Genomic DNA, 21,227 nt, shown 5'->3' with positions numbered 1-21,227 from the left:
GTCATCCGCGCCCCGTTTCGCATTCAGGCAAGGAGCAGTTGCAAGTCAGATCAGCGCAGCCTCTCCGTCATCACGAGCAGAGCGATGTGAACCATGACAGCGCCACATCGGGAGATGTGGCGCCTCTGGGCTGCTTGGCTCCGCTCGAAAGGCCGGCGATGCCACAGGACCATCGCGGGATTGACGCTCCGATGGTCGCCGGTCCGCAGGCCGGCGCCGCACCTTACTTCGCGTAGTAGTAAGCGGTCGCGACCGAGGAGAGGGGCCCGGTGGCGCTGCTGAAGGCGGAGAGCACCTTGGAGACCTCGGTGAACGGCGCGTTCGAGACGTAGATGAGGTCGCGGTTGCGCATCCGGAACGCCTGGGAGACGAACAGGCTGTTGGGGTCGCGCATGTCGATCCGGTAGACCACCGGCACGAGGGGCGTGCCGAGCAGCCGTGAGCCCGGGCTGAGCCGGCGCACGACGCTGGCGGGTTCGAAGCGGAAGATGAACGTGCCGGCCGGGTCGGCGGCGAAGTCCGACAGGCCGCGCGCCTTGGCGAGCGCCTGCGCCAGGGTGATGCCGTCGGCCTGGAACGGCAGCTCGGTGCTGTTGCCGAGCGCGCCGACCGCGATGAAGGTCTGCGGATCGCGCACCAGCGTGAGCACGTCGTTGGGCCGCAGGTAGATGTTCTCCTTGGGGTTGGACACCACCGTGGTCAGCGGCACCGTGGCGGTGACCGGCCCGCGCGACAGCCGCACGAAGGTCTCGTTGACCGGCGCGCGGTTGCCGCCGGCGGCGGCGATGACGTCGAGGATGCGGTCGCCGTGGCCCGAGAGCGGCAGGCGGGCGCCGGCCGCGCCCTCGCCGGTGACGGTCACGGCCTGGCTGATCGGCCGGGTGACCGAGACCAGCACCTGCGGCTGGATGGCTTTGCCGGCGAGTTCGGTCTCGATCAGCGCCTGCACGTCCTGGGTGCGGCGGCCGGCGACCTTGATGCGGCCGGCATAGGGCACCGAGATGGCGCCGTCGCGCCCGACCGGCTGCTCGGGGATCAGGGCGGACTTGGAGCCGGCCGAGAACCGGTCGGCGACCAGCGGCCCGGAGAACAGGCCGCCGGAGCCGGCTTCCCAGACTGAGACCGAGACCATGTCGCCGATGCCGATGACCGGCTCGGTCGAGGGGCGGTGATCGCCGAACGAGGCGAGCAGGCTGTCCAGCGGCCGGCCGCGCAGGGCCTCGACCACGCTGGGCGTGACGTCGATGATCTCGTAGCGCGCCAGCAGCCCGCCGTCGGCGGTCGCCACCTCCGCTCCCGCCTGGATCGCGCTCGCCGTCGGACCCGCCGCGGGCAGGTACGTGCAGCCGCCGATCGATCCCGCCGCCAGTGCGGCCACGAAGGCGGTGCGCGTCGTCTTACGCAGCATCACAGAGACTTCTCCTCGCCGAACCTCCTGCCATCGCTGGCATGGGCCGGGACATCCAGTTTGACCGCCAAACGCTGCGATCGCTTTAACGGCCGCGCCGAACCTGCGGCCGTCTCGCGGACGGTCGCGCTATCGGTCGGCAATGCGTCACCAGCGTGGCACGGCCACGCTTATGGCGTGCAAGCTTAACCTTATCATGTCCGAACGGACATGTCCGCAGGCGCGGCGGCGAGGGCGCCGCGCAGTGCCCGCCCCAAGGCATCGGCGGGGATATCGACCCGGCGCGGCGTGTCCGACGCGCGGCCGAAGCGGAACAGGGCGTACTCGGTGGTCCGGCCGCCGAAGCCCGGCTTGCAAGTCGGCAGAGAGGGCGCGTGGTCGCCGAACACGCAGAGCGTCATCGTCTGGCGACGCTCGCGGGCCAGGGCATCAAGTCCCGCCACGAGGGCCTCGACCATCCGCCCGCTATTGGCGACGTGGTGGAGATACTGCGCCTGCGGGTCGTCGAGCCCGGGCAGCCGACCGGGCTTCCAGGGACCGTGATTTTCCATGGTGACGCAGAACAGGAACAGCGGCGTCGATCGGGCCCGCACCTCGGCCAGCAGGCGCTGGCCCAGGGCGACGTCACCGACATACGGACCGACCCGCGGCGCCTCCGCGAAGGCCTCACCCATCACGAGGTCGGCGAAGCCGAACGCCTCCATGATCTTCGCCCGGCGGAAGAAGTCCCGGTGGAAGGGGTGAAGGAACAGGGTCGCGTAGCCCCGGGCCCGAGCGAGACGGGCGAGGCTCGTCGGCTCGTCGCCGCTCCGGGACGTGTAGGGATCGTACCGGCCGAAGCCGAGGCTTTCGGAGGGCCGGCCGGTGAGCACCGCGTGCTCGCTGCGCATCGTGTAGGCGCCGTGCGCCGGGACCTGAAGGCGGCCGTACTGCGCGGCCCGCGTCCGGAACAGCTCCATCGCCGGCAGCGCCGCACCGCCGAGCCGCTCCGGGTCGATGAAGGATTCGAGCTGGACCACCACCACGACGTCTTCGCCCGGCCCGGGGGGCAGCGTCGGCGCTTCGGGCACCGGCTCGCCCCCGGCCAGCGCCCGGGCGGTGTAGCCGAGCAGGCTCGCCGGAAGGCCGACCCGGGCCACGTCCGCTTCCAGGTCGGGGCTCGGGAACCAGCGGGCGATCAGCCTGGAAAGCGGCGGGCGCGGCGCGGCCTTGAACATCAGCCAGAGCAGCAGCGGCAGGCCGAGCAGGGCGAGGATGCGCGGCAGGGTGGAATCGGGCAGCACGCTCGGCTCGGTCCGGTACCACAGCACGGTGGCGGCCAGGGTGAGCAGAACGGGCACGGAGATGCGCGGATCCCACAGCGGCGGGATGTAGTAGAGCTGCGGGTGGCGCGGCACCTGCGGCAGCAGGGCGAAATCGCTGAACAGCAGCGGCTCGCCGATCACCGAGCGCTTGGCGCGGCTGACGACGATGAGGATCGCCACGGTGATCACGCAGGTCAGCCCGGCGAGCCAGGGCCGCCAGGAGAATTCGAACCAGAACAGCAGGATCAGCAGGTAGCCGGTGAGCCGCAGGCCGAGGTCGCGCGGCGCGAGGCTCGCCCGGGTGATCGCGTCGCCGACGAGCACCTCCAGGGCTAGGCAGACGGCGAGCGCGAGGCCGGTGGCAATGAGGAAGGTCGTCAAGACTCGGGCACTCGGCTGGAGACGGGCCTGCTCGCCGCCGGGCTAAGGTCCGGCGGGAAACAGCGCGTCGGAGCAAGGGTTTGCGAGTCGCTCCTGATCCGGATTGATCGGGGGCGGCCCGGGGCGTGCTGCTGAATCTCGACCTTAGCAGCGCGCGCTATCGCTTTGGTGTCACAGCAAGGTCTCGGAATTCCGGTGTCTCGGCCCGGGATCCGTCTCACCGCGGGCCGCCTCCGGTCTCGCGGCCGACGCCGCGCCGGCTGCGCAGCGCCCTCACGATCGGATTGAGGAGCCCGTATCGAGCCCGCATCATCAGGTGGGCCGCCCGGCCGATGGACAGGGCGCTGCGCGGCGCCGCGTCCCGGGCCGCGCTGAGCCGGTCGAGGAGCTGCTCCGGGGTGCACGGCTTCATCGCCACGGGATCGAGGTAGCGCGGATAGAGGATCATCGCCCCCGCCACCAGCGCGTCGAGGCTCAGCCGGCGGCCCCGGTCGGCCCCCGGCGCTAGATCCTCCGACAGGCCCCAGCCCGCGTAGAAAGGCCGGCCGTGCGTCGCCACGGTGAGGCCGCGGATCAACGCCTCGAAGCCGGCGAGCGACGTCATGGTCTCGACGTGGTGGACCCGGTCGAGCAGGTCGACGATGCTGATGCCGGCGACGATCCGGTCGGCCAGGGTCAGCGCCTCCGCCTCCGGGATGATCCCCGGGCGGAAGCCGGCCTCCACGTCGGGATGCGGCTTGTAGAGCAGGAACGCGTCCGGGTTGCGTCGTCGGGCCGCCTCCAGGAGCGCCCGGTTCGAGCGGACCAGCGGCGAGCCGTGCCGCACCGAGGCATCGTCCTCCACCTGGCCGGGGACCAGAACGATCCGCCGTCCGGCCGGCCAGTCGAGCGACGCAGCGTCCAGGCCGACATTGTACTTGCTGAGCCGGCGCGCCACGACCTCCTCGCGCAGGTGGCGTGCCCGGGCAACGAGATCCGGGGTGAAGTCCGCCTCGGCGAGCAGCCGCTGGAGGCGGCTCTCCCGGCGCGGATCGTAGTAGATGCCGAGATCGTCGACCACGATGGAGGCGCCGGGCTGCAGGCTGGCGCCGAGCCCGACGGAGCGCAGGAACCCGTCCTCCACCCGGGCCAACGGCAGCCCGGCCTGCGCGCAGGCCGCCTCCAGCTGTCCCGGCGCCCGGGTCGCCCAGGCGAGGACGCGCCCGCGATGGCGCCGACCGGCCTTGATGGCGGCCTCGGTGGTCATGGTGTGGATCGGGCGCCCGGCGGGCCCGGCCCCGAGCACGTCGAGGGCTGGCCGCTTCCAGCGCGACATCCCGACATAGATGACCCGCCGGTCGTTCTCGGAAAAGCGCGCGGCGAGCCACGCCACCCGCTCGGCGCAGGCTGCGCGCTCGATCGGCGCCCGGGTCCAGGGATCGAGGTAGTGGACGCCGCCTTCCCCGCCGAGCGGCACGCCGTCGAGGCTGATTCTCAGGGAGGCGAAACCGGTCTCCGGCGCATCGTACGGGCTGAGGAGCGGCCCGGGGGCGACTACGAGGCGCCGGCGGCCCGCCAGGGCCAGCAGGCGCCCGGCCGGACTTCCGGCGCCCCAGACCGCGCCGACTGCTCGGGAGTGCGCCGGCGCGAAGGCGAGGCCCGTCGCGGCCTCGATCTCCGCCCGCAGGCGGCGGATCGTGCGGCCGGTCGCGTAGAGCGACGGGGTGGGTTCAGGGGCCATGGTCGGCGCGTCCGGCTCCGGTCGGGCGAGGTGGTGGGCCGCCTGTAGCGCATTTTCGTCGGCGTGGGATGGCCGTGCAACGCGGGGACAACCGCGGCCGACGTCACCGCCGCCACGACCTGGAAAGGATTTGGACATATCGTCGCCGCGATTGCCGGCCTAATCCGAACCTCGAACCGCGGACGCGCCACCGTTGCAGACGGGCCACGCCGACGCGGAAAAACCGTGCTGCGGCACGGCTTTGGATTGCCGGGCCGTCAGGCTCCGTGCCACCTGATTGTCTCTCATCGGCCCGGCACGTCCGGGCCAGGGTCAAGGATAGAAGCGCCGCGGAATGCAACAGCCCGCCCCCGACGCCCTCCGTGACCGCCCTGCGACCTTCCTCTTCCTCCAGGGCATCGCCACGCCGTTCTTCTCCGATCTCGGAAAGGCGCTGCGCGCGCGGGGGCATCAGGTCCGGCGCATCAATCTCTGCCCCGGCGACTGGCTGTTCTGGAGCGGCGAGGCGGATAATTATCGGGGCCGCCGGGAGGCCTGGGGCGCGTATCTCGAATCCTATCTCGACCGCGAGAGTGTCACTGATATCGTGCTGTTCGGGGATTGCCGGCCATTCCACAAGGCCGCCCGGATGATTGCCGAGTATCGCGGCCTGCGGGTGCACGTGTTCGAGGAGGGCTACATCCGCCCGAACTGGATCACCTGCGAACTGGGCGGCGTGAACGGCTTCTCGTCACTGCCGCGGACGGCCGACGAGGTCCGCGCCCTAGCGCGGCGCCTGCCGCAGCCCGGCCGGGCGATGCCCTCCACGGGCGACATGGCCCGCCGCAGCGTCTGGGACGTCGGCTACAACCTCGCCAACATCCTGTTCCCCTATCTCTTTCCGCATTTCCGCAGCCACCGGCCGACCCATATCGCGGCCGAATATGCGGGCTGGATCAAGAAGTTCACCCGCCGGGCCCATACCCGTCGCGAGGCCGCGCGCTGCGACGAGATCTACCGTGCCGTCGGCTGCGACTACTTCCTGCTGCCGCTCCAGCTCGACAGCGACTACCAGATCCGGGTCCACTCGCCGTTCCTCGGCGTCGAGGGCTTCATGGACCGGGTGATCAAGTCCTTCGCGGACGCCTCCGCGGCGCCGACGCGTCTGCTGGTGAAGCTGCATCCGCTCGACAGCGGCCTGATCAATTGGCGCAAGTTCGCCCGCGCCTCGGCCCGCCGCCACGGCGTCAGCGACCGGCTCGACTTCATCGACGGCGGCGACCTTCCGGCCCTGATCAAGGGCGCGCGCGGCGTGGTCATCGTCAACTCGACGGTGGGCATGCTGTCGCTGGAGATGGGCTGCCCCACCCACGCGGTCGGCAGCGCGATCTACAACATGGCCGGCCTGACCCATCAGGGCGACCTCGACGGCTTCTGGAAGAGCCCGACGGCGCCCGATATGGGCCTGATGGCCGATTTCCGCCGCGTCGTGCTGCATCGGACCCAGGTCAACGGCGGTTTCTTCTCCAAGGAGGCCATCGACCGGGCCGTGGCCGGCTCGGTGCCACGGATGGAGGCGGCGCTGCCCGATTCGATGCTGACGGCGGCCCGGGCGATCCGCGAAGCGGCCGAGCGGGACGGCGAACTCGCCCCGGTTTACTGACCGAAAACCGCGCCGGCGGAGGGATCCGGGGGCCTTTGACACGGCTTTCACCGTCGGTGAGCCCGTCCCGACCTTGATCTTTCCACGCCCGGCGGCGTAACCCGCCCCATGCCCCGCATTCTGATCACCGGCGCGTCGAGCGGCATCGGCGCTGCGCTGGCGCGCCACTACGCGCAACCCGGCGTCAGCCTCATCCTCGTCGGCCGCAACGCCGAGCGCCTGGAGATTGTGGCCCGCGACTGTCGCGTCAGTGGCGCCACGGTCGACGCCGCCCGCCTGGACACCCGCGACCGGGCCGCTGCTGTGGCGCTCGTGCGCCGGTCGGACGCGGAGGCGCCCCTCGACCTCGTCATCGCCAACGCCGCAGTGAACGGCGGCAACCAGGAGGGGCAGGTCGAGGCCGAGGACGTGGCCTTCGAGACCGCCGACATCAACTACACCGGCTCGCTCAACGTCGTGCTGCCCAGCCTGACGCTGATGCTCGAGCGTGGGCGTGGCCAGATCGTCCTGCTGTCGTCGCTGGCTGCCTATGCGCCGCTGCAGGACGCGCCGGCCTATAGCGGCGCCAAGGCGGCCCTCGTTGCCCACGGTCTGGCGCTTCGGCAAAAGGTCGGGCCCCGGGGCGTGAAGGTCAACGTCGTGACGCCGGGCTACGTGAAGACCCCGATGGGCGGTGAGCTGAAGGGCTGGCGGCCACTGGAGATCAGCGCCGAGGAGGCCGCCGTGCGCATCGCCAAGGGCATCGCGGCCAACCGTGACGTGATCGCGTTCCCATTCATCCTCGCGGCCCTCGCCCGCACCGTGCTGCTCCTGCCGGAGAATGTCCGCAAGGCCGGGCTCTACGCCTTCCGGTTCCAGCGGCGGAAGCGCCGCTGATGGCGCGGCCCCGGATCGCGCTGTTCGTCCTGGAGGCGCTGCCGAACGCCCGTGTGGTCCGCCGGCTCGTCGCCGATTACCGGGCCGACATCGCCTTCGTGGGCCTCTCCAACGCCGAACGGCCGTCGAGCGGCGGCCTGACGGGCCAGATCCGGCGGCACCTCGCGCGTTCGGGCGCCGGCATCCTGCCTTACTTGGCGGTCAATTTCGGTCTGCCGGACCTGCTGCGGCCCCTGGCGCCACTGACCCAGGCGGTGGCCGGAAGCGGCGACGCGCCGGAAGCGACACCCCTCAAGACCCTGTGCCGACGCCTCGGCATCCCGGCTCTGTCGATCGACGACGTCAACGGCCCCGAGGTCGCGCAACGGCTGCGCGAGGCGGCGCCGGACCTGATCCTGACCTACCATTTCGACCAGATCCTGAAGCCAGAGACGATCGGGCTGGCGCGGCTCGGGGGCATCAACGGCCATCCCGGCCTGCTGCCTCGTCACCGCGGCCCGGTGCCGACGATCCACGCCCTGGCCGAGGGTCCCGGCAGCTTCGGCATGACGCTGCACCGGCTGGCCGCCACGATCGACACCGGGGCGATCCTCGCCCAGGAAGCCGTGCCCCTGCCCCCCGGCACCACCGCAACCCGGGCCGCCGTGGCGCTGCACGCTCACGGGCGCGGCCTGCTGGACACGCTGCTCGACACGATTGCCCGGACCGGCGCGATGCCCGAGAGCCAGACCACCGCGGTGCTGCCCTACTGCCCGTTCCCGGACCGGGCGATGCTGGCATCCCTGCGCCGCCGGGGCCTACGGCTGACCGACGGTCAGGATCTCCGGGAGGCGTTGAGCCTCTCCGGGACGGTGAGGTGAGCATCAGATTCTGAGTTCGCGCGGCTCGGTGTCTCCGCGCGCGCCGTCATTCCGGGGCGCCGCAAGCGAGCCCGGACCCGAGGGGCACGCCGAAGGCGGGCGATCGAGATGCACCGGCGATGCGAAACCTTGTCGCGTCGGCGGTTCTGGATCCCGGGCTCCGCTCCGCTGCCCCGGGTGACGGAAACGGTTTTCGGAACTGCTAGTTTTTGCTTGCAGATCGGGATCGGGATTTTGCTGCGTCTCTGCCAACCACGTCTCGCGAAGCGGCCAGAGGTTGAGCCCAAGAGCTCGCCGGTCGTGGTCTTAACCGGTCGTTAAGCCTATCACGCCGAGGATCGTGCACCGTCCTTCCGCCGCTCAGGCCCGCGCATGCCGGATACCAGCGCCCTCCACTCGGCCTCTGACGCACTGGCGGCTGGCCGGCAGGTGCAGACCGGACGGATCCGCACGATCTCCGAGAACATCGCCAACGCCGATTCCTCTCCCACCGAACCGGGCGGGGCGCCCTATGCCCGCAAGATCGCGGTGTTCGCGCCCGTCGTAGCCGACAGCCCGCGCAGCCCGGTCGGCCGCATCGTGCGCGACAGCAGCGACTTCCGCCGGCGCTATGACCCGTCGAACGGCGCCGCCGACCTCAGGGGATATGTTCGCCTGCCCAACGTGAACGCGGCCGCGGAATCGGCCGACCTGCAGCAGGTGGTCCGGAACTACGAGGCCAATCTCAACGCCTCGGCCACGATCGATAGGCTGACCCAGGCGACGATCAATCTGATCAGCTGAGCCGGGCGCGCCGCCGGCCGTAGCCGGCATAGATCGCGAGGCCCAGCACCAGCCAGAGCGCGAGGCGGATCCAGGTCTCGGCCGGGAGCGAGGCCATCAGCGTCAGGCACGATAGGATGCCGAGCCCGGCCGTGAGCGTCGCCGCCGGCACCCGGAAGGGGCGCGGCCGGTCCGGCTCCGTCCGGCGTAGGATCAGCACCGTGGCGCAGACGAGGCAGAACGCCAGGAGCGTGCCGATGCTGACGATCTCGCCCAGGATGCCGATCGGCACGAGGCCTGCCACCGCGGCCGTGAACAGGCCGATCACCAGCTGACTCGCCACGGGCGCCCGCGTCACCGGATGGACCCGGCAGAAGGCCTCCGGGAGGAAGCCGTCGCGCGCCATGGCGAAGAAGATTCGGCCCTGCCCGTAGAGCGCGGTCAGCGCCGAGGTGGTCAGGCCGATCAGGGCGCCGGCCTTGATCACCATTGCGAAGCGCGACAGCCCGATCGTGTCGACCGCCCTGGCCACCGGGTCGGCGACGTCGAGGTCGCGGTACGGGACGAGGCCGGTGAGCACGGCCGCCATCGCCACGTACAGCACCGTGGTGATGAGGAGCGACCCGATCAGCCCGACCGGCGCGTCCCGCTGCGGCGCCCGGCACTCGCCCGCGGCCGTCGCCACGGTCTCGAAGCCCACGAAGGCGAAGAACACCACCGCGGCGCCGCGGAACACGCCGCTCCAGCCATAGGCGCCGAAGCTCCCCGCATTGTCCGGCACGAACGGCTGCCAGAGTTCCGGCTTGAGATGGGCCGTGCCGACGCCCACGAAGGCCAGGATGATCGCCACCTTGCAGGCGACTAGGAGACCGTTCACCAAAGAGGCCTCCCGGGTGGCGCGCATCAGGAGCGCGGTCAGCAGCAGGACGATGCCGACGGCCGGCAGGTTTATGAGGCCGCCATCCCCGGGCGCTGCGGCGAGCGAGGTCGGCAGCCGCAGGCCGAAATCCGCCGCGAGCGACTGCGCGTAGCCCGACCAGCCCACCGCCACCGTAGCCGCCGCCACGGCGAATTCGAGGACGAGGTCCCAGCCGACCACCCAGGCCGGAAACCGCCCCAGGCTCGCCCGGGTGTAGGTGTAGGTGGAGCCCGGCTCCGGGATCATGGCCGCCAATTCGGCGTAGCACAGGCCGACGAAGCCACACGCGATCCCGCCAATGACGAAGGAGAGGCTGAGCGCCGGGCCGGCATATTGCGCCGCCGCGGTCCCGGTGAGCACGAAGATGCCGGCGCCGATCGTGGCGCCGAGCCCGATGGCGACGAGGCCGGGGGCCGTGAGGCTCCGGGCGAGTGCGCGGCTCTGCCCGGGCTCGGCACGGACGCCTGTCGTCACCGCAGATTCGGCCATTCCGTTCCCCCTTCGCGCTTGATCGCGCCTCGAACGCCGAGGAGCAAGCGGCGCGCCCGAACGTGTCCCGAGCCCGGTCACGCGTCGAAGCATCGCGCAGCGTGGCCGCAAACGGAATGGTTCACTGGACCCTCCCGGGGCCGCGTAGCCGAGCCCAGGACTCCGAATCGCCGGTGCCGCCAGGCTGAGCCAACCACGCGGATCTGGATTCCGGGCCCTGCTTCGTGGTCCCGGCATGACGCCGCGGGATGCGATCGTCTTGTGTGGGGTTGATCGGACACGGCGGCCCGCAGGCTCGGGGCTGGCATATCCGACGGTTTCGTGTCATGGAACGCGAGCCTCGACCCGGGTTACCGGGCGGGGCTTGAGCCGCTTGGCGCTGTGACCGTGCTGGACGACATCCCGGCACCGGCCGAACGCCGAGCCCGCGCGCGCCCGAACGGGGCGCCGCATCCGACCAGCACAACCCGAAAGGCACGCGATGTCGATCACGGCAGAGCGCAAGACCGCGCTCATCAAGGAACACCGCAAGGACGCCAAGGACACCGGGTCCCCCGAGGTCCAGGTGGCGATCCTGACCGAGCGGATCACCAACCTCACCGGCCACTTCAAGACCCACGCCAAGGACAACCATTCCCGGCGCGGCCTCCTGAAGCTGGTCTCGCAGCGCCGCTCGCTGCTCGACTACGTCAAGCGCAAGGACGAGGCCCGCTACCGCGCCCTCATCGAGCGTCTCGGCATCCGCCGCTAAGGCGTCTATCGCGCGGTTCCGGGCACGGCCCGGGACCGCGTTTCACCATCGCGGGATGCCGGAATGGGTCCGGCCTCCCGTCAAGCGGGCCGCTTCGAGGCGCCGGCATCGGGGCAGGATCGCGAGACACTCACGCCGTGGAGTGTCTCGCCGTCTTGCCCCCGGGCGGCGCCGGGCTTGGGCCCGCCGCAGGCAAGGAAGAGACGAAAGAATGTTCGACGTTCAACGCGAAGAGCTGATGTGGGGCGACCGCAAGCTCGTCCTCGAGACTGGCAAGGTTGCCCGCCAGGCCGACGGCGCCGTGGTCGCCACCTACGGCGAGACTTCTGTGCTCGCCACCGTGGTCGCCACGAAGGAGCCGAAGCCCGGCATCGACTTCATGCCGCTCACCGTGAACTACCAGGAGCGCGCCTACGCGGCCGGCCGCATCCCGGGCGGCTACTTCAAGCGCGAGGGCCGTCCCTCCGAGAAGGAGACCCTGGTCTCCCGCCTGATCGACCGCCCGATCCGCCCGCTCTTCGTCGAGGGCTGGCGCAACGACACCCAGGTCGTCGTCACCGTCCTGACCCACGACCTTGAGAACGATCCCGACATCGTCGCCATGGTCGCGGCCTCCGCCGCCCTGACCCTGTCGGGCGTGCCGTTCATGGGCCCGATCGGCGGCGCCCGCGTCGGCTACATCAACGGCAGCTACCGGCTGAACCCGCTGGTCACCGAGACCAAGGAGGAGTCCAGCCTCGACCTCGTCGTCGCCGGCACGCAGGACGCGGTGCTGATGGTCGAGTCGGAGGCCAAGGAGCTGTCCGAGGACGTGATGCTCGGCGCCGTGATGTTCGGCCACAAGCATTTCCAGCCCGTGATCGAGGCGATCATCCGCCTCGCCGAGAAGGCCGCCAAGGAGCCGCGCGACTTCAAGGCTCCCGAGAACGCCGACGTCGAGAAGGCCGTCCTCGAGGTCTGCGAGACCGAGCTGCGCGCCGCCTACACCAAGACGGTCAAGCAGGAGCGCTACGCCGCCGTCGACGCCGTCAAGGCGAAGGTGATGGCCGCTCTCTGCCCGGAGGGTGCCGAGAAGTACCCGGCCGAGAAGGTCAAGGCCGCCTTCAAGGAGGCCCAGTCGAAGGTCGTGCGCTGGAACGTGCTCGACACCGGCGCCCGCATCGACGGCCGCGACCTGAAGACGGTCCGCCCGATCGTCTCCGAGGTCGGCGTCCTGCCGCGGGCCCACGGTTCGTCGCTGTTCACCCGCGGCGAGACCCAGGCCCTCGTGGTCGCCACCCTCGGCACCGGTGAGGACGAGCAGTTCATCGACTCGCTGGAAGGCACCTACAAGGAGCGCTTCCTGCTCCACTACAACTTCCCTCCCTACAGCGTCGGTGAGACCGGCCGGATGGGCTCCCCGGGCCGTCGCGAGATCGGCCACGGCAAGCTCGCCTGGCGGGCGATCCGTCCGGTCCTGCCGCCGGCCCACGAATTCCCCTACACGATCCGCGTCGTGTCGGAGATCACCGAGTCGAACGGCTCGTCCTCGATGGCCTCGGTCTGCGGCGGCTCGCTGTCGCTGATGGATGCCGGCGTGCCCCTGCGCCGTCCGGTGGCCGGCATCGCCATGGGCCTCATCCTCGAAGGTGAGCGCTTCGCGGTCCTGTCCGACATCCTGGGCGACGAGGATCACCTCGGCGACATGGACTTCAAGGTGGCCGGCACGGACGAGGGCGTGACCTCGCTCCAGATGGACATCAAGATCGCCGGCATCACCGAGGAGATCATGCGGGTCGCCCTCGACCAGGCGAAGGACGGGCGCGCCCACATCCTCGCCGAGATGGCCAAGGCCCTGACCGCTGCCCGGCCGGAGCTCGGCGAGTACGCGCCGCGCATCGAGACGATGCAGATCCCGACCGACAAGATCCGCGACGTGATCGGCACCGGCGGCAAGGTGATCCGCGAGATCGTCGAGAAGACCGGCGCCAAGATCAACATCGAGGATACCGGCATCGTCAAGATCGCCTCGGCCGACGGCAAGGCGATCAAGGCGGCCTACAACTGGATCCGCTCGATCGTGGCGGAGCCGGAAGTCGGCGTGATCTACGACGGCACGATCGTGAAGTGCATGGAGTTCGGCGCCTTCGTGAACTTCTTCGGCGCCAAGGACGGTCTCGTCCACATCTCGGAGCTCGCTGCCCAGCGGGTCGCCAAGGTTCAGGACGTCGTCAAGGAAGGCGACAAGGTCAAGGTGAAGTTCCTCGGTCAGGACGACCGCGGCAAGATCCGCCTGTCCATGAAGGTCGTCGACCAGCAGACGGGCGAGGACATCACCGAGAAGGTGAAGGCTCAGCGCGACGCCGACCGGGCCGAGCGCGGCGACGAGCCGCGCGAGCCCCGCGAGGGCGGCCGCCATCGCGGCGAGCGCCGACGCGAGGCCGGCGAGTAAGCCGCGGGACGCGCGCACCGGCTCCGGCCGGTGCTGGATGTCTCAGACGGGCGCGGTCCTCAGGGGCCGCGCCCTTTTCTTTTCGTCGCACGGGGGTCGGCCGTCAGCCGGGAACGGGGCGCCGGATGCCGCGTTCCCCCGCGACTTCCGAACCGGAGACCCTCATGGCCAACGACATGATGCACGACATCTTCAGCGGGCAGCCGAACCTGTCGACCACGGAGCGCGCCGTCTCGGTGGCGCTCGGCCTCGGCATCGCCGCGGCCGCCGCGCAGCCCCGCCCCAATAAGCTCCTGAGCCTGCTGGCGCTCGTCGTCGGCGTCGGCCTCGCGGTGCGCGGCGCAACCGGTCATTGCGCCGTGAAGGCCGCGTCCGAGCACTTTTAAGCCCCCGACGTTCTCGGGCTACGGCGTCACCGCCTTTGCGAGCGAAGCAATCCAGTCCGTGCACCGTCCGACATCGTCGGGTTGCCCTGGGTCCCTTCGCTGCGCCCGAGCTGACGGAAGGCGCTGTGGCGAGGCCCCGACCGGATGCGGCGGCCAGACAACAAAAGGGGCGCCCCGCGGGGCGCCCCTCGTCGTTCCGGGGCCTACCGGACGGTTCAGTAGGTGGTGGTGCGGCGGCCAGCGATCAGGCCGTAGATGAACAGCACGACCACGGCGCCCACGATCGCACCGATGAAGCCCGCCCCCTGGTTCGGTCCGTACCAGCCGATGGCCTGTCCCAGGAACGTCGCCACGAAGGCGCCGACGATGCCGAGGATCGTGGTCAGGATGAAGCCGGCGGGCTCGTTCGGGCCCGGCATGAGGAACTTGGCGATGACCCCGGCGATGAACCCGATGATGATGGTCCAGAGGATACCCATAACAAACCCCAAGGCGTGACTGTCGATGCCGGCAGAACGCGCCGCGGACCGCGACGGTTGCCCGCACCCCGCCGCCGGATGACGATTTTCCTCGGGTTCCAGTGGCGGCCGGACGCGCAGCCCTTTACGGCCGGGCCGCCGCCGCGGCAGATACGCCGGTTCCTGAGGTGTGGAGACGGGCATGGACATTCAGCGGATCGAGCCGGGCAAGCGGATGTCGCAGGCCGTGACCTTCGGCGACATGGTCTACCTCGCCGGCCAAGTCGCATCCGACACGGTCGGCACCGGGGTGACGATCCAGACGCAGCAGATCCTCTCGGAGATCGACCGGCTGCTGGCCGCGGCGGGCAGCGACAAGGAGCGGATCCTCTCGGCCACCGTCTACCTCGCCGACATCGCGACCTTCGCGGAGATGAACGCGGCCTGGGATGCCTGGGTCTCCCCGGAGAACCCGCCGGCCCGCGCCACCGTCGAGGCCAAGCTCGCCGCGCCCGAGTATCTCGTCGAGATCGTGGTCGTGGCCGCGAGGAGCCGGTGAGCGGCCTGCGTCGCATCGTTCTGGCGGCCGTCCTTCTCGCCGCCCTCCCCCTCGCGCAGCCGGTCCCGGCCGCCGAGGAGCGGGTCCTCAACATCTACAACTGGTCGGACTATATCGACCCGAAGGTGCTCGAGGCCTTCACCCGCGAGACCGGCATCAAGGTCGTCTACGACACCTACGACAACAACGAGATCCTCGAGACCAAGCTGCTGGCCGGCCGCTCGGGCTACGACATCGTCGTGCCGTCAGGGCCCTACCTGCAGCGGCTGATCCGGGCCGGCGCCTTCCTGCCGCTCGACAAGTCCAAGCTGAAGAACCTCGGCAATCTCTGGCCCGAGGTCACGAGCCGGCTGGCGGCCTACGATCCCGGCAACACCTACGCCGTCGACTACATGTGGGGCACCACCGGCATCGGCTACAACGTCGCTGCCGTGCGCGAGCGCCTGGGCGCCAACGCGGCGGTGAATTCCTGGAACCTCGTCCTCAATCCCGCTTCCGCCAACAAGCTGAAGGAGTGCGGGATCATGATGCTCGACAGCCCCGAGGATCTGATCCCGAGCATGCTGCCGGCCTTCGGGGCCAAGGCCGATTCCAAGCGCTGGGACGACATGACCCTGGTGACCGACGCCCTCTACAAGGTGCGCGGCTCCGTGCGGAAGTTCCACTCGTCGGAGTACATCCAGGCGCTGGCCAACGGCGATATCTGCGTGGCGGTGGGCTATTCGGGCGACGTGATGCAGGCCAAGCGCCGCGCCGACGAGGCCAAGAACGGGACCGAGATCGCCTACGTGGTGCCGAAGGAAGGCGCGCTGATGTGGTTCGACACCTTCGCGATCCCGAAGGATGCCGCCCACCCGGCCGAGGCGCTGGCCTTCATCGACTACATGATGCGGCCCGACGTGGCCGCGGCGAACACCAACTTCGTGGCCTATGCCAGCGGCAATCTCGCGGCGAAGAAGTTCGTGAAGCCCGAGATCTTGAGCAATCCCGGCATCTACCCGGACGAGGCGACGATGCAGCGCCTCTCGATCAACACCGCCTGGGACGACCGCACCCAGCGCTTCGTCACCCGTCTGTGGACCCGGGTCCGGACCGGGCGCTGAGCGGGCCTCAAGGCGCACGACTCCAGAGGCGTCATCCCGGGGCCGCGCAGCGGAGCCCGGGATCCAGACACGCCGAGGACCCCAGGAATAAGCACCCACAGAGCCTCTGCTTTCCGGGCTCGCCTCCGGCGCCCCGGAAGGACGAGGCGATAGCCGCCGGCAAACCTTCGGATAGGGAGCCCGGCGTTCCATGTCGCCGGGCCCTCGCCGTCAGGAGGGACGCTGGTGCCGCCGCCTAGTGCTTCAGGTCATCCGGCACCTTGCCGCCGTTCTCGGCGAGCTTCTGCATGACCTGCTTGTGCAGCCAGATGTTCATCGAGGCCGAGTCGTCCTTGTCGCCGGTGTAGTGCAACTCGTCGGCGAGCTGCTTGCGCGAGGCGAGGCCGGAATCGAGGCCGAGCAGCTTCATCAGGTCCACGATCGAGTGGCGCCAGTCGAGCGTCTGCGGGTTCTTCTCGGCGAGGCTGGTGAGCACGGCCGCGACATCCACGGGCTCGCTGCCGCCGGCGCTGCCGGGGGCGGACGGGGTGGAGGGCGTGCTGGAGGTGGCCGGACCACCCGAGCCGGCCGTGGCCGAGGGCGCGGCCTCCGCGGTTCCACCGCCGAACGGGTGGAGGATCTTGCCGACGATGCTGCCGAGGAGGCTCATGGGTCCGCTCCGATTCTCGTAACCCAGCATCCGCGCCGGGCGGCCTGACAACAGGTTATGCGGCTCGACGTTCCGTAGCCGAGACGGGACGCGCGTCCCGGTCGCCTGCTAAGCTCGGCGGCTGCCGTCCGCGGAGAACCGATTCGACCCGGGCCTGCACCCGGCAGATCGGATGTCGTCGCACCCGCCTGGACCAGCCGAGGATCGTGTCGTGAGATCAGCTGTCAGTCTGTCCGAGCGGTCCTTCACCCTCATCCTATGGCTGGTGGCCGTCGCCTTCGCGGTTTTCCTGATCGGCCTCGGTTCCCTGGTGGTCGGCGACCTGCCGGAGGTCGAGCACCGCTATACACTCGAGCAATTCCTCGACCCCGGGAAGTCGCAGACCACCGCGGCCGCCCTGAAGGAGGTCCGCCGTGAGCGCGGCGACAACCAGCAGCAGACGGATCAGGCCCAGCTCGCCCTCGATGCGGCGCGCTCGGCCTCCGCGGCTGCCCGCGAGACCTTCGCCAACTGGCTGAAGACTCGGGATACGACACAGCGTGTCGACCAGGATCCCGATCTGGTTGCCCGGACGCAGCAACTCGACGCCCTGAAGGCCGCCGAGCGGACGGTCGAGGAACGGCTGGAAGCCCTGGCTCAGGCGGATCTCGACCTCGCACAGAAACAATCGGCGCTGATGGCCGAGGACAGCGAGGAGCGCGCGGCCGCTCAGCAGAAGCTCCAGGCCGCCGAGGGCACGCAGGAGCTGCGCGTTTTCGGCTACCGGCTCGCCGTGACCCTCCCGCTGCTGGTTCTGGCCGGATGGCTGCTCCTGAAACGGCGGAACACGCGCAATTGGCCGTTCGTGTGGGGGTTTGCGCTGGCAGCGGCCTTCGCGTTCTTCGTCGAGCTGGTGCCGTATCTGCCGAGCTACGGCGGCTACGTCCATTACGGCGTCGGGGTGGTAGTCACCCTCGTGGCCGGACGCGCGGCGATCAACGCCCTCCACGCCTATCGGGAGCGCCAGCGGATCGCGGAAGCGCGACCCGACGAGGAGCGACGGACCGAGATCGCCACCGATCAGGCCCTGCTCCGCCTCGCCAAAAAGGTCTGCCCGGGCTGCGAGCGGCCCGTCGACGTCGCGAGCCCGAATGCGAATTTCTGCCCGCATTGCGGGATCGGCCTGTTCGAGCGGTGCCCCGCCTGCGACCATCGCAAGAGCACGTTCGAACGGTTCTGCTCCGCCTGCGGCAGCCGCGGCGGTAATGCCGCCCAGGGGCAGGCCTGACCGGCCCGTGGGGCGAATGGCCGGCATGTACTCCAGCGCGCGGCTTGCCACGCCTAAGGCTCTGCCGAGACACCGTAGACACCGCTAAGCTCAGCCGATCGGCCATCCTGCCGACACGCCTGCCACTGTGGCGCCTCCCTGTGCGTGATCCGGCGCGCCGGGAAAGGTGTCAGGGAGCCTACGTGCGGGCGCCGTGCAGCGCCGCTCCGAGCAGGCACAGGCCGAGCACGAGGCAGATCCCGCTCCAGCGCTCAAAGACGGCCGCGCGCCCCGGATACCGCAATGAAAGACCCGCGAAACTCACGCCGCAGATTAGACACGCCAAGCTCATCACGGCGATCAGCACGTTTCTCTGCTTCCGAACTTGATGCGCGTAGCCATAATCAGATTTCGCCGGCAGGCGAGCGAAAAAACAGCGTCATCCATAGCGAATTCGGAATTGTGTAGTTTCCGCCAGGGCCACCCAGCTTGACCTGAGAACACTAAATCTGAGGTTGTATCCGGTTGATAATCCAAATATGACTGATTTGTCCGGTCTCGGTATTAGACCGAACTTGAAAATCGACATTTGTTACAAACCGCGATCGACAAATCCTCCACCCAAAAGCGGGTGCGTCCCCACCGTGACCAGGAACGGCGGGGCGGCGGATTCCGATCCGTTGCGAAAGGATGAATTAAGCCGGGTTCGACAGGGCCGTGATGATGGCGGTCCGCTCCTCCGCCGGGGTGCCGCGTGGTCCCGGGCGGCCGGCGCGCCCGTACCAGTATCGCGCGTTGCCTGCGTCGCCCTCGAGCCTATGGAGATGGGCGTGCACCCAGGCGGCATCGGGCCCGGACGCGTCCTGAACCAGGGCATGCGCCCGCTCCCAGGCAGCCGGGTCCGAGCCGGACGGATCCTTGGCCAGCCACCAGAGAGCGGCGAGCGTCGCCGGCCAGGACGCTGGGGGCGCGGTCTCGGTCAGGGCCGCGGCGAAGGCGGCGGTCAGGCTCTCGGTCATGGCGCTTCTCCCCTCCGTCGCGTCGATCCCGCACCGCGGCTCAGCGGCCGGCGGCGCGCTCCGGCTGCCAACGTCCGCGGCGCTGCCGGGCGGACCAAGCGTAGCGGGCATCGCCGTCGAGGCGGTCGAGATGGTCGGAGAGGCGGTTGCGTTCAAGCCAGGCGAGCGCTGCCTCCAGCTCCGGCAGAGTCATGGTCGCGCGGCCCTTGCCGAGGACGCGCTTCAGCACGGCGTTGTAGCGATGCGCGAGGTTGCCGCCGCGGGGCACCCGCAGCGAGGCCTCGTCCTCCACCGCCTGCGCTGCCACCGCGACGGCGAGCCTCTGGCGCAGGGTCCGCTCGGTGATGGAGGGCGGCTCGGGGGTCGGTGCCATCGGCGTCGGCTCGGCGAGGCGCGGGCGCAGGAGGGCATAACGTAGGCCGATCGCGTTACTCTCCAGGGGCGTGATCCCGGCGGGCTCGTCGTCACGCCAGCGGGTCCGCTCGGGCACGACGGCGCTGGCCGGGCGCTCGCGCCGGGGCCGGACGCTGCTGCCCTGCTCGGTCTCCAGCTCAAGGCGGAAGCGGGCGAAGAGCGGGTCGTCGGGGTGGAAGATCAGGGCCTGCTGCGCGTCGTAGGCGCCGGCATGCGGATCGACCCGGGTCGCCCGGGCGAGCATCTGCTCCAGCCAGGGGCGCGACCGGATATGGGTGAGGGCCGCAACCACGGCGACCTCCGGCGCGTCGAGGCCCTCGTAGGCCATCGCCACCGTTACGAGCACCGCCGGTTCCGGGGTGAGGCGGAAGGCGGCCAGGGCGGCATGGGCGTCGCCCTGGCCGGAGGTCGCCAGGCGCACGTCGCGCTCCCCCTGCCCGGCCGGCATCCAGCTTCGCAGGGTCGCCAGATAGGCCCGCGCGCTCGCCTGATCCGGCGCCACCACCAGAAGCTTGCCGAGCCCCCTCACGGCCTCCCCGGGCGGAAGCTGCCGCTCCGCTCGGCGCCGGGCGCGCAGGCGCTTCGTGGCGTGGAACGCCTCGCTCAGGAGATCGCGGGCGAAACCGGTGCGCAGGGCCGTGAACAGGGCCGGCCGTGTGGTGACCCGCACCGAGCCGGCGCCCAGCCGGTGTGGTCCGACCCGCGGGCTGTCACCGGCGATCCGGCCGCCCTCGAGCCAGCTCGCCTCGCCGTCGATCGCCCCGAAGGTCACCGGCAGCACGGCCCGTTCGGCGAGGGCCTGGGCGCGCGAATAGCCGATCACCGCGAGGCCCGGCGCGTCGAGGTCGAGTTCCGGCCCGCGGCCCGGGGCTGCGGGCTGGTAGGGCAGGCCGAGGATGCGCCGGCCGTCCGCCCGCTCAAGCGTGCCCGACAGGTAGAGTCGGAAAGCGGCCGCCTCCATCACGGGCAGCATCGCCCGGGACCATGCGCCGGCCTCCGCGTCCTCGGCAGCGGCCTCCTCCGCCCCCGGCCTGCCGGGAACTGGCAGATGATGGACCTCGTCGACGACCAGAAGGGTCCGGTGCGCCCGCGCTTCCGCCAGATGAAGGGCCGGCGCGGCGGCGACCGCCTGGTAAGTGGTGATGTAGCCGGCCAGGCCCCGGGCCGGATCACGCTCGTTGTCGGCGGCGCGCACGGAGAGGGCATGCCCGAAGGCTGCGCGCCAGAGCGGGTCGGCGAAGGCCTCCTCGGCCTGCAGCCGCAGCGAATCCCGCGGCACCACCCAGACCACGCGCTCGACGAGACCGGCCTCGATGAGTCCATGCGCGGCGATCACCGGCAGCAGCGACTTGCCGCCGCCAGGTGTCACCGCAGCCAAGATCTTGCGGACATGGCCCGCCTCCCCGCGCGCCATGGCCGCGACCAGGGCCATCAGCGTGCGCTGGTGGGACCGCAGGGACGGGGCGGGACGGGTCAAGGGCCGACGAAGCAGGGCGACATGCGCGCACCGTGGCCGATCCGGATTCCTTTGTGAATCCCCCGGAGTCGCGGAACGTTCGCGTTTTCGTCTCGGCAACGTCGGCGGAATGCAGCCCCAGACCCGGCTCAGGCGCTCCCGCCCGTGCGGCTTCAGCGCCGGAAACCGATATCCCTTCACGGCCGCCGCACATGTGAGATTGGATCCGGGCATCACAAGCGTTGACACCCGGCCCACCCCTCACCATAAGGGCGCCGCGGGCGAAAAACCCGCCTTGGGGGAATGTCCCGAGCGGCAAAGGGGGCGGACTGTAAATCCGCTGCGTAAGCTTCGTAGGTTCGAGTCCTACTTCCCCCACCAAGTCCTTCCCGAT

General features: G+C 70.2%; 19 protein-coding genes and 1 tRNA gene. 11 read left to right on the top strand and 9 right to left on the bottom strand.

The window, feature by feature from the left end; all coding sequences use genetic code 11:
• Nucleotides 1-223: 223 nt before the first annotated feature.
• The 3 genes from AC3WSN_RS04005 to AC3WSN_RS03995 all read right to left on the bottom strand — a co-directional run bounded on the left by AC3WSN_RS04005 (nucleotide 224) and on the right by AC3WSN_RS03995 (nucleotide 4,813).
• On the bottom strand, nucleotides 224-1,408 hold the full coding sequence (locus AC3WSN_RS04005; RefSeq protein ID WP_492536446.1) for a polysaccharide biosynthesis/export family protein: 1,185 nt from the start codon (nucleotides 1,406-1,408) through the stop codon (nucleotides 224-226).
• A gap of 194 nt (nucleotides 1,409-1,602) precedes the next feature.
• Nucleotides 1,603-3,093, bottom strand: a complete 1,491-nt coding sequence (locus AC3WSN_RS04000; protein WP_492536444.1) for an LTA synthase family protein — start codon at nucleotides 3,091-3,093, stop codon at nucleotides 1,603-1,605.
• Between the two features lie 217 nt (nucleotides 3,094-3,310).
• Complete coding sequence (locus tag AC3WSN_RS03995) at nucleotides 3,311-4,813, bottom strand: capsular polysaccharide export protein, LipB/KpsS family (protein WP_492536443.1); 1,503 nt, start codon at nucleotides 4,811-4,813, stop codon at nucleotides 3,311-3,313.
• A 334-nt stretch (nucleotides 4,814-5,147) separates the two neighbouring features.
• Here AC3WSN_RS03995 and AC3WSN_RS03990 point away from each other — a divergent pair, with 334 nt between their 5' ends.
• The 4 genes from AC3WSN_RS03990 to AC3WSN_RS03975 all read left to right on the top strand — a co-directional run bounded on the left by AC3WSN_RS03990 (nucleotide 5,148) and on the right by AC3WSN_RS03975 (nucleotide 8,974).
• On the top strand, nucleotides 5,148-6,455 hold the full coding sequence (locus tag AC3WSN_RS03990) for a capsule polysaccharide biogenesis protein (protein WP_492536441.1): 1,308 nt from the start codon (nucleotides 5,148-5,150) through the stop codon (nucleotides 6,453-6,455).
• Nucleotides 6,456-6,563: 108 nt separating this feature from the next.
• On the top strand, nucleotides 6,564-7,331 hold the full coding sequence (locus AC3WSN_RS03985) for an SDR family NAD(P)-dependent oxidoreductase (RefSeq protein WP_492536439.1): 768 nt from the start codon (nucleotides 6,564-6,566) through the stop codon (nucleotides 7,329-7,331).
• A complete protein-coding gene (locus tag AC3WSN_RS03980; protein ID WP_492536437.1) occupies nucleotides 7,331-8,191 on the top strand; it encodes a formyltransferase family protein in 861 nt (286 codons plus the stop codon). The genes AC3WSN_RS03985 and AC3WSN_RS03980 overlap by 1 nt, the downstream gene beginning before the upstream one ends.
• Nucleotides 8,192-8,563: 372 nt before the next feature.
• A complete protein-coding gene (locus AC3WSN_RS03975; protein WP_492536435.1) occupies nucleotides 8,564-8,974 on the top strand; it encodes a flagellar basal body rod C-terminal domain-containing protein in 411 nt (136 codons plus the stop codon).
• On the opposite strand, the gene AC3WSN_RS03970 is transcribed toward AC3WSN_RS03975, so the two are convergent.
• Nucleotides 8,967-10,361 carry an amino acid permease gene (locus AC3WSN_RS03970; RefSeq protein WP_492536433.1) on the bottom strand — a complete coding sequence of 465 codons (1,395 nt, stop codon included), beginning with the start codon at nucleotides 10,359-10,361 and terminating at the stop codon, nucleotides 8,967-8,969. The two genes, AC3WSN_RS03975 and AC3WSN_RS03970, sit on opposite strands and share 8 nt — an antisense overlap.
• A 481-nt stretch (nucleotides 10,362-10,842) precedes the next feature.
• Between AC3WSN_RS03970 and rpsO the strand changes: the two genes are divergently transcribed.
• From rpsO to AC3WSN_RS03955, 3 genes are all read left to right on the top strand, one after another.
• The gene (gene rpsO, locus AC3WSN_RS03965) at nucleotides 10,843-11,112 is read left to right on the top strand and encodes a 30S ribosomal protein S15 (protein WP_010685305.1); all 270 of its coding nucleotides are present in this window, start codon (nucleotides 10,843-10,845) and stop codon (nucleotides 11,110-11,112) included.
• A gap of 211 nt (nucleotides 11,113-11,323) precedes the next feature.
• Nucleotides 11,324-13,543, top strand: coding sequence for a polyribonucleotide nucleotidyltransferase (gene pnp / locus AC3WSN_RS03960; protein ID WP_192708774.1), 2,220 nt, complete (start codon nucleotides 11,324-11,326; stop codon nucleotides 13,541-13,543).
• 164 nt (nucleotides 13,544-13,707) lie between these two features.
• The gene (locus tag AC3WSN_RS03955) at nucleotides 13,708-13,929 is read left to right on the top strand and encodes a YgaP-like transmembrane domain (protein WP_012317941.1); all 222 of its coding nucleotides are present in this window, start codon (nucleotides 13,708-13,710) and stop codon (nucleotides 13,927-13,929) included.
• Nucleotides 13,930-14,144: 215 nt separating this feature from the next.
• Here AC3WSN_RS03955 and AC3WSN_RS03950 read toward each other — a convergent pair whose 3' ends face one another.
• The gene (locus tag AC3WSN_RS03950; RefSeq protein WP_192708806.1) at nucleotides 14,145-14,408 is read right to left on the bottom strand and encodes a GlsB/YeaQ/YmgE family stress response membrane protein; all 264 of its coding nucleotides are present in this window, start codon (nucleotides 14,406-14,408) and stop codon (nucleotides 14,145-14,147) included.
• A 181-nt stretch (nucleotides 14,409-14,589) separates the two neighbouring features.
• Between AC3WSN_RS03950 and AC3WSN_RS03945 the strand changes: the two genes are divergently transcribed.
• The gene (locus tag AC3WSN_RS03945; protein WP_192708773.1) at nucleotides 14,590-14,946 is read left to right on the top strand and encodes a RidA family protein; all 357 of its coding nucleotides are present in this window, start codon (nucleotides 14,590-14,592) and stop codon (nucleotides 14,944-14,946) included.
• A gap of 14 nt (nucleotides 14,947-14,960) precedes the next feature.
• A complete protein-coding gene (locus tag AC3WSN_RS03940) occupies nucleotides 14,961-16,049 on the top strand; it encodes a polyamine ABC transporter substrate-binding protein (RefSeq protein ID WP_492543004.1) in 1,089 nt (362 codons plus the stop codon).
• A gap of 235 nt (nucleotides 16,050-16,284) precedes the next feature.
• On the opposite strand, the gene AC3WSN_RS03935 is transcribed toward AC3WSN_RS03940, so the two are convergent.
• Nucleotides 16,285-16,698: a DUF3597 domain-containing protein gene (locus AC3WSN_RS03935; RefSeq protein WP_192708772.1), complete on the bottom strand. Its 414-nt coding sequence runs from the start codon at nucleotides 16,696-16,698 to the stop codon at nucleotides 16,285-16,287.
• 211 nt (nucleotides 16,699-16,909) lie between these two features.
• Between AC3WSN_RS03935 and AC3WSN_RS03930 the strand changes: the two genes are divergently transcribed.
• Nucleotides 16,910-17,965 carry a double zinc ribbon domain-containing protein gene (locus AC3WSN_RS03930; RefSeq protein WP_492536429.1) on the top strand — a complete coding sequence of 352 codons (1,056 nt, stop codon included), beginning with the start codon at nucleotides 16,910-16,912 and terminating at the stop codon, nucleotides 17,963-17,965.
• A 178-nt stretch (nucleotides 17,966-18,143) separates the two neighbouring features.
• On the opposite strand, the gene AC3WSN_RS03925 is transcribed toward AC3WSN_RS03930, so the two are convergent.
• The 3 genes from AC3WSN_RS03925 to AC3WSN_RS03915 all read right to left on the bottom strand — a co-directional run bounded on the left by AC3WSN_RS03925 (nucleotide 18,144) and on the right by AC3WSN_RS03915 (nucleotide 20,854).
• Complete coding sequence (locus AC3WSN_RS03925; protein WP_492536427.1) at nucleotides 18,144-18,311, bottom strand: hypothetical protein; 168 nt, start codon at nucleotides 18,309-18,311, stop codon at nucleotides 18,144-18,146.
• 328 nt (nucleotides 18,312-18,639) lie between these two features.
• On the bottom strand, nucleotides 18,640-18,963 hold the full coding sequence (locus AC3WSN_RS03920) for a hypothetical protein (RefSeq protein ID WP_492536426.1): 324 nt from the start codon (nucleotides 18,961-18,963) through the stop codon (nucleotides 18,640-18,642).
• Between the two features lie 40 nt (nucleotides 18,964-19,003).
• Nucleotides 19,004-20,854 carry a DEAD/DEAH box helicase gene (locus AC3WSN_RS03915; protein WP_492536424.1) on the bottom strand — a complete coding sequence of 617 codons (1,851 nt, stop codon included), beginning with the start codon at nucleotides 20,852-20,854 and terminating at the stop codon, nucleotides 19,004-19,006.
• A gap of 276 nt (nucleotides 20,855-21,130) precedes the next feature.
• Here AC3WSN_RS03915 and AC3WSN_RS03910 point away from each other — a divergent pair.
• Nucleotides 21,131-21,214, top strand: a tRNA-Tyr gene (locus tag AC3WSN_RS03910).
• Nucleotides 21,215-21,227: the final 13 nt, after the last annotated feature.

Source organism: Methylobacterium sp. FW102-HT35C08 (assembly GCF_058790235.1).
The sequence above is the reverse complement of the archived record's forward strand: the minus strand, read 5'-3'. Positions and strand labels throughout refer to the sequence as shown.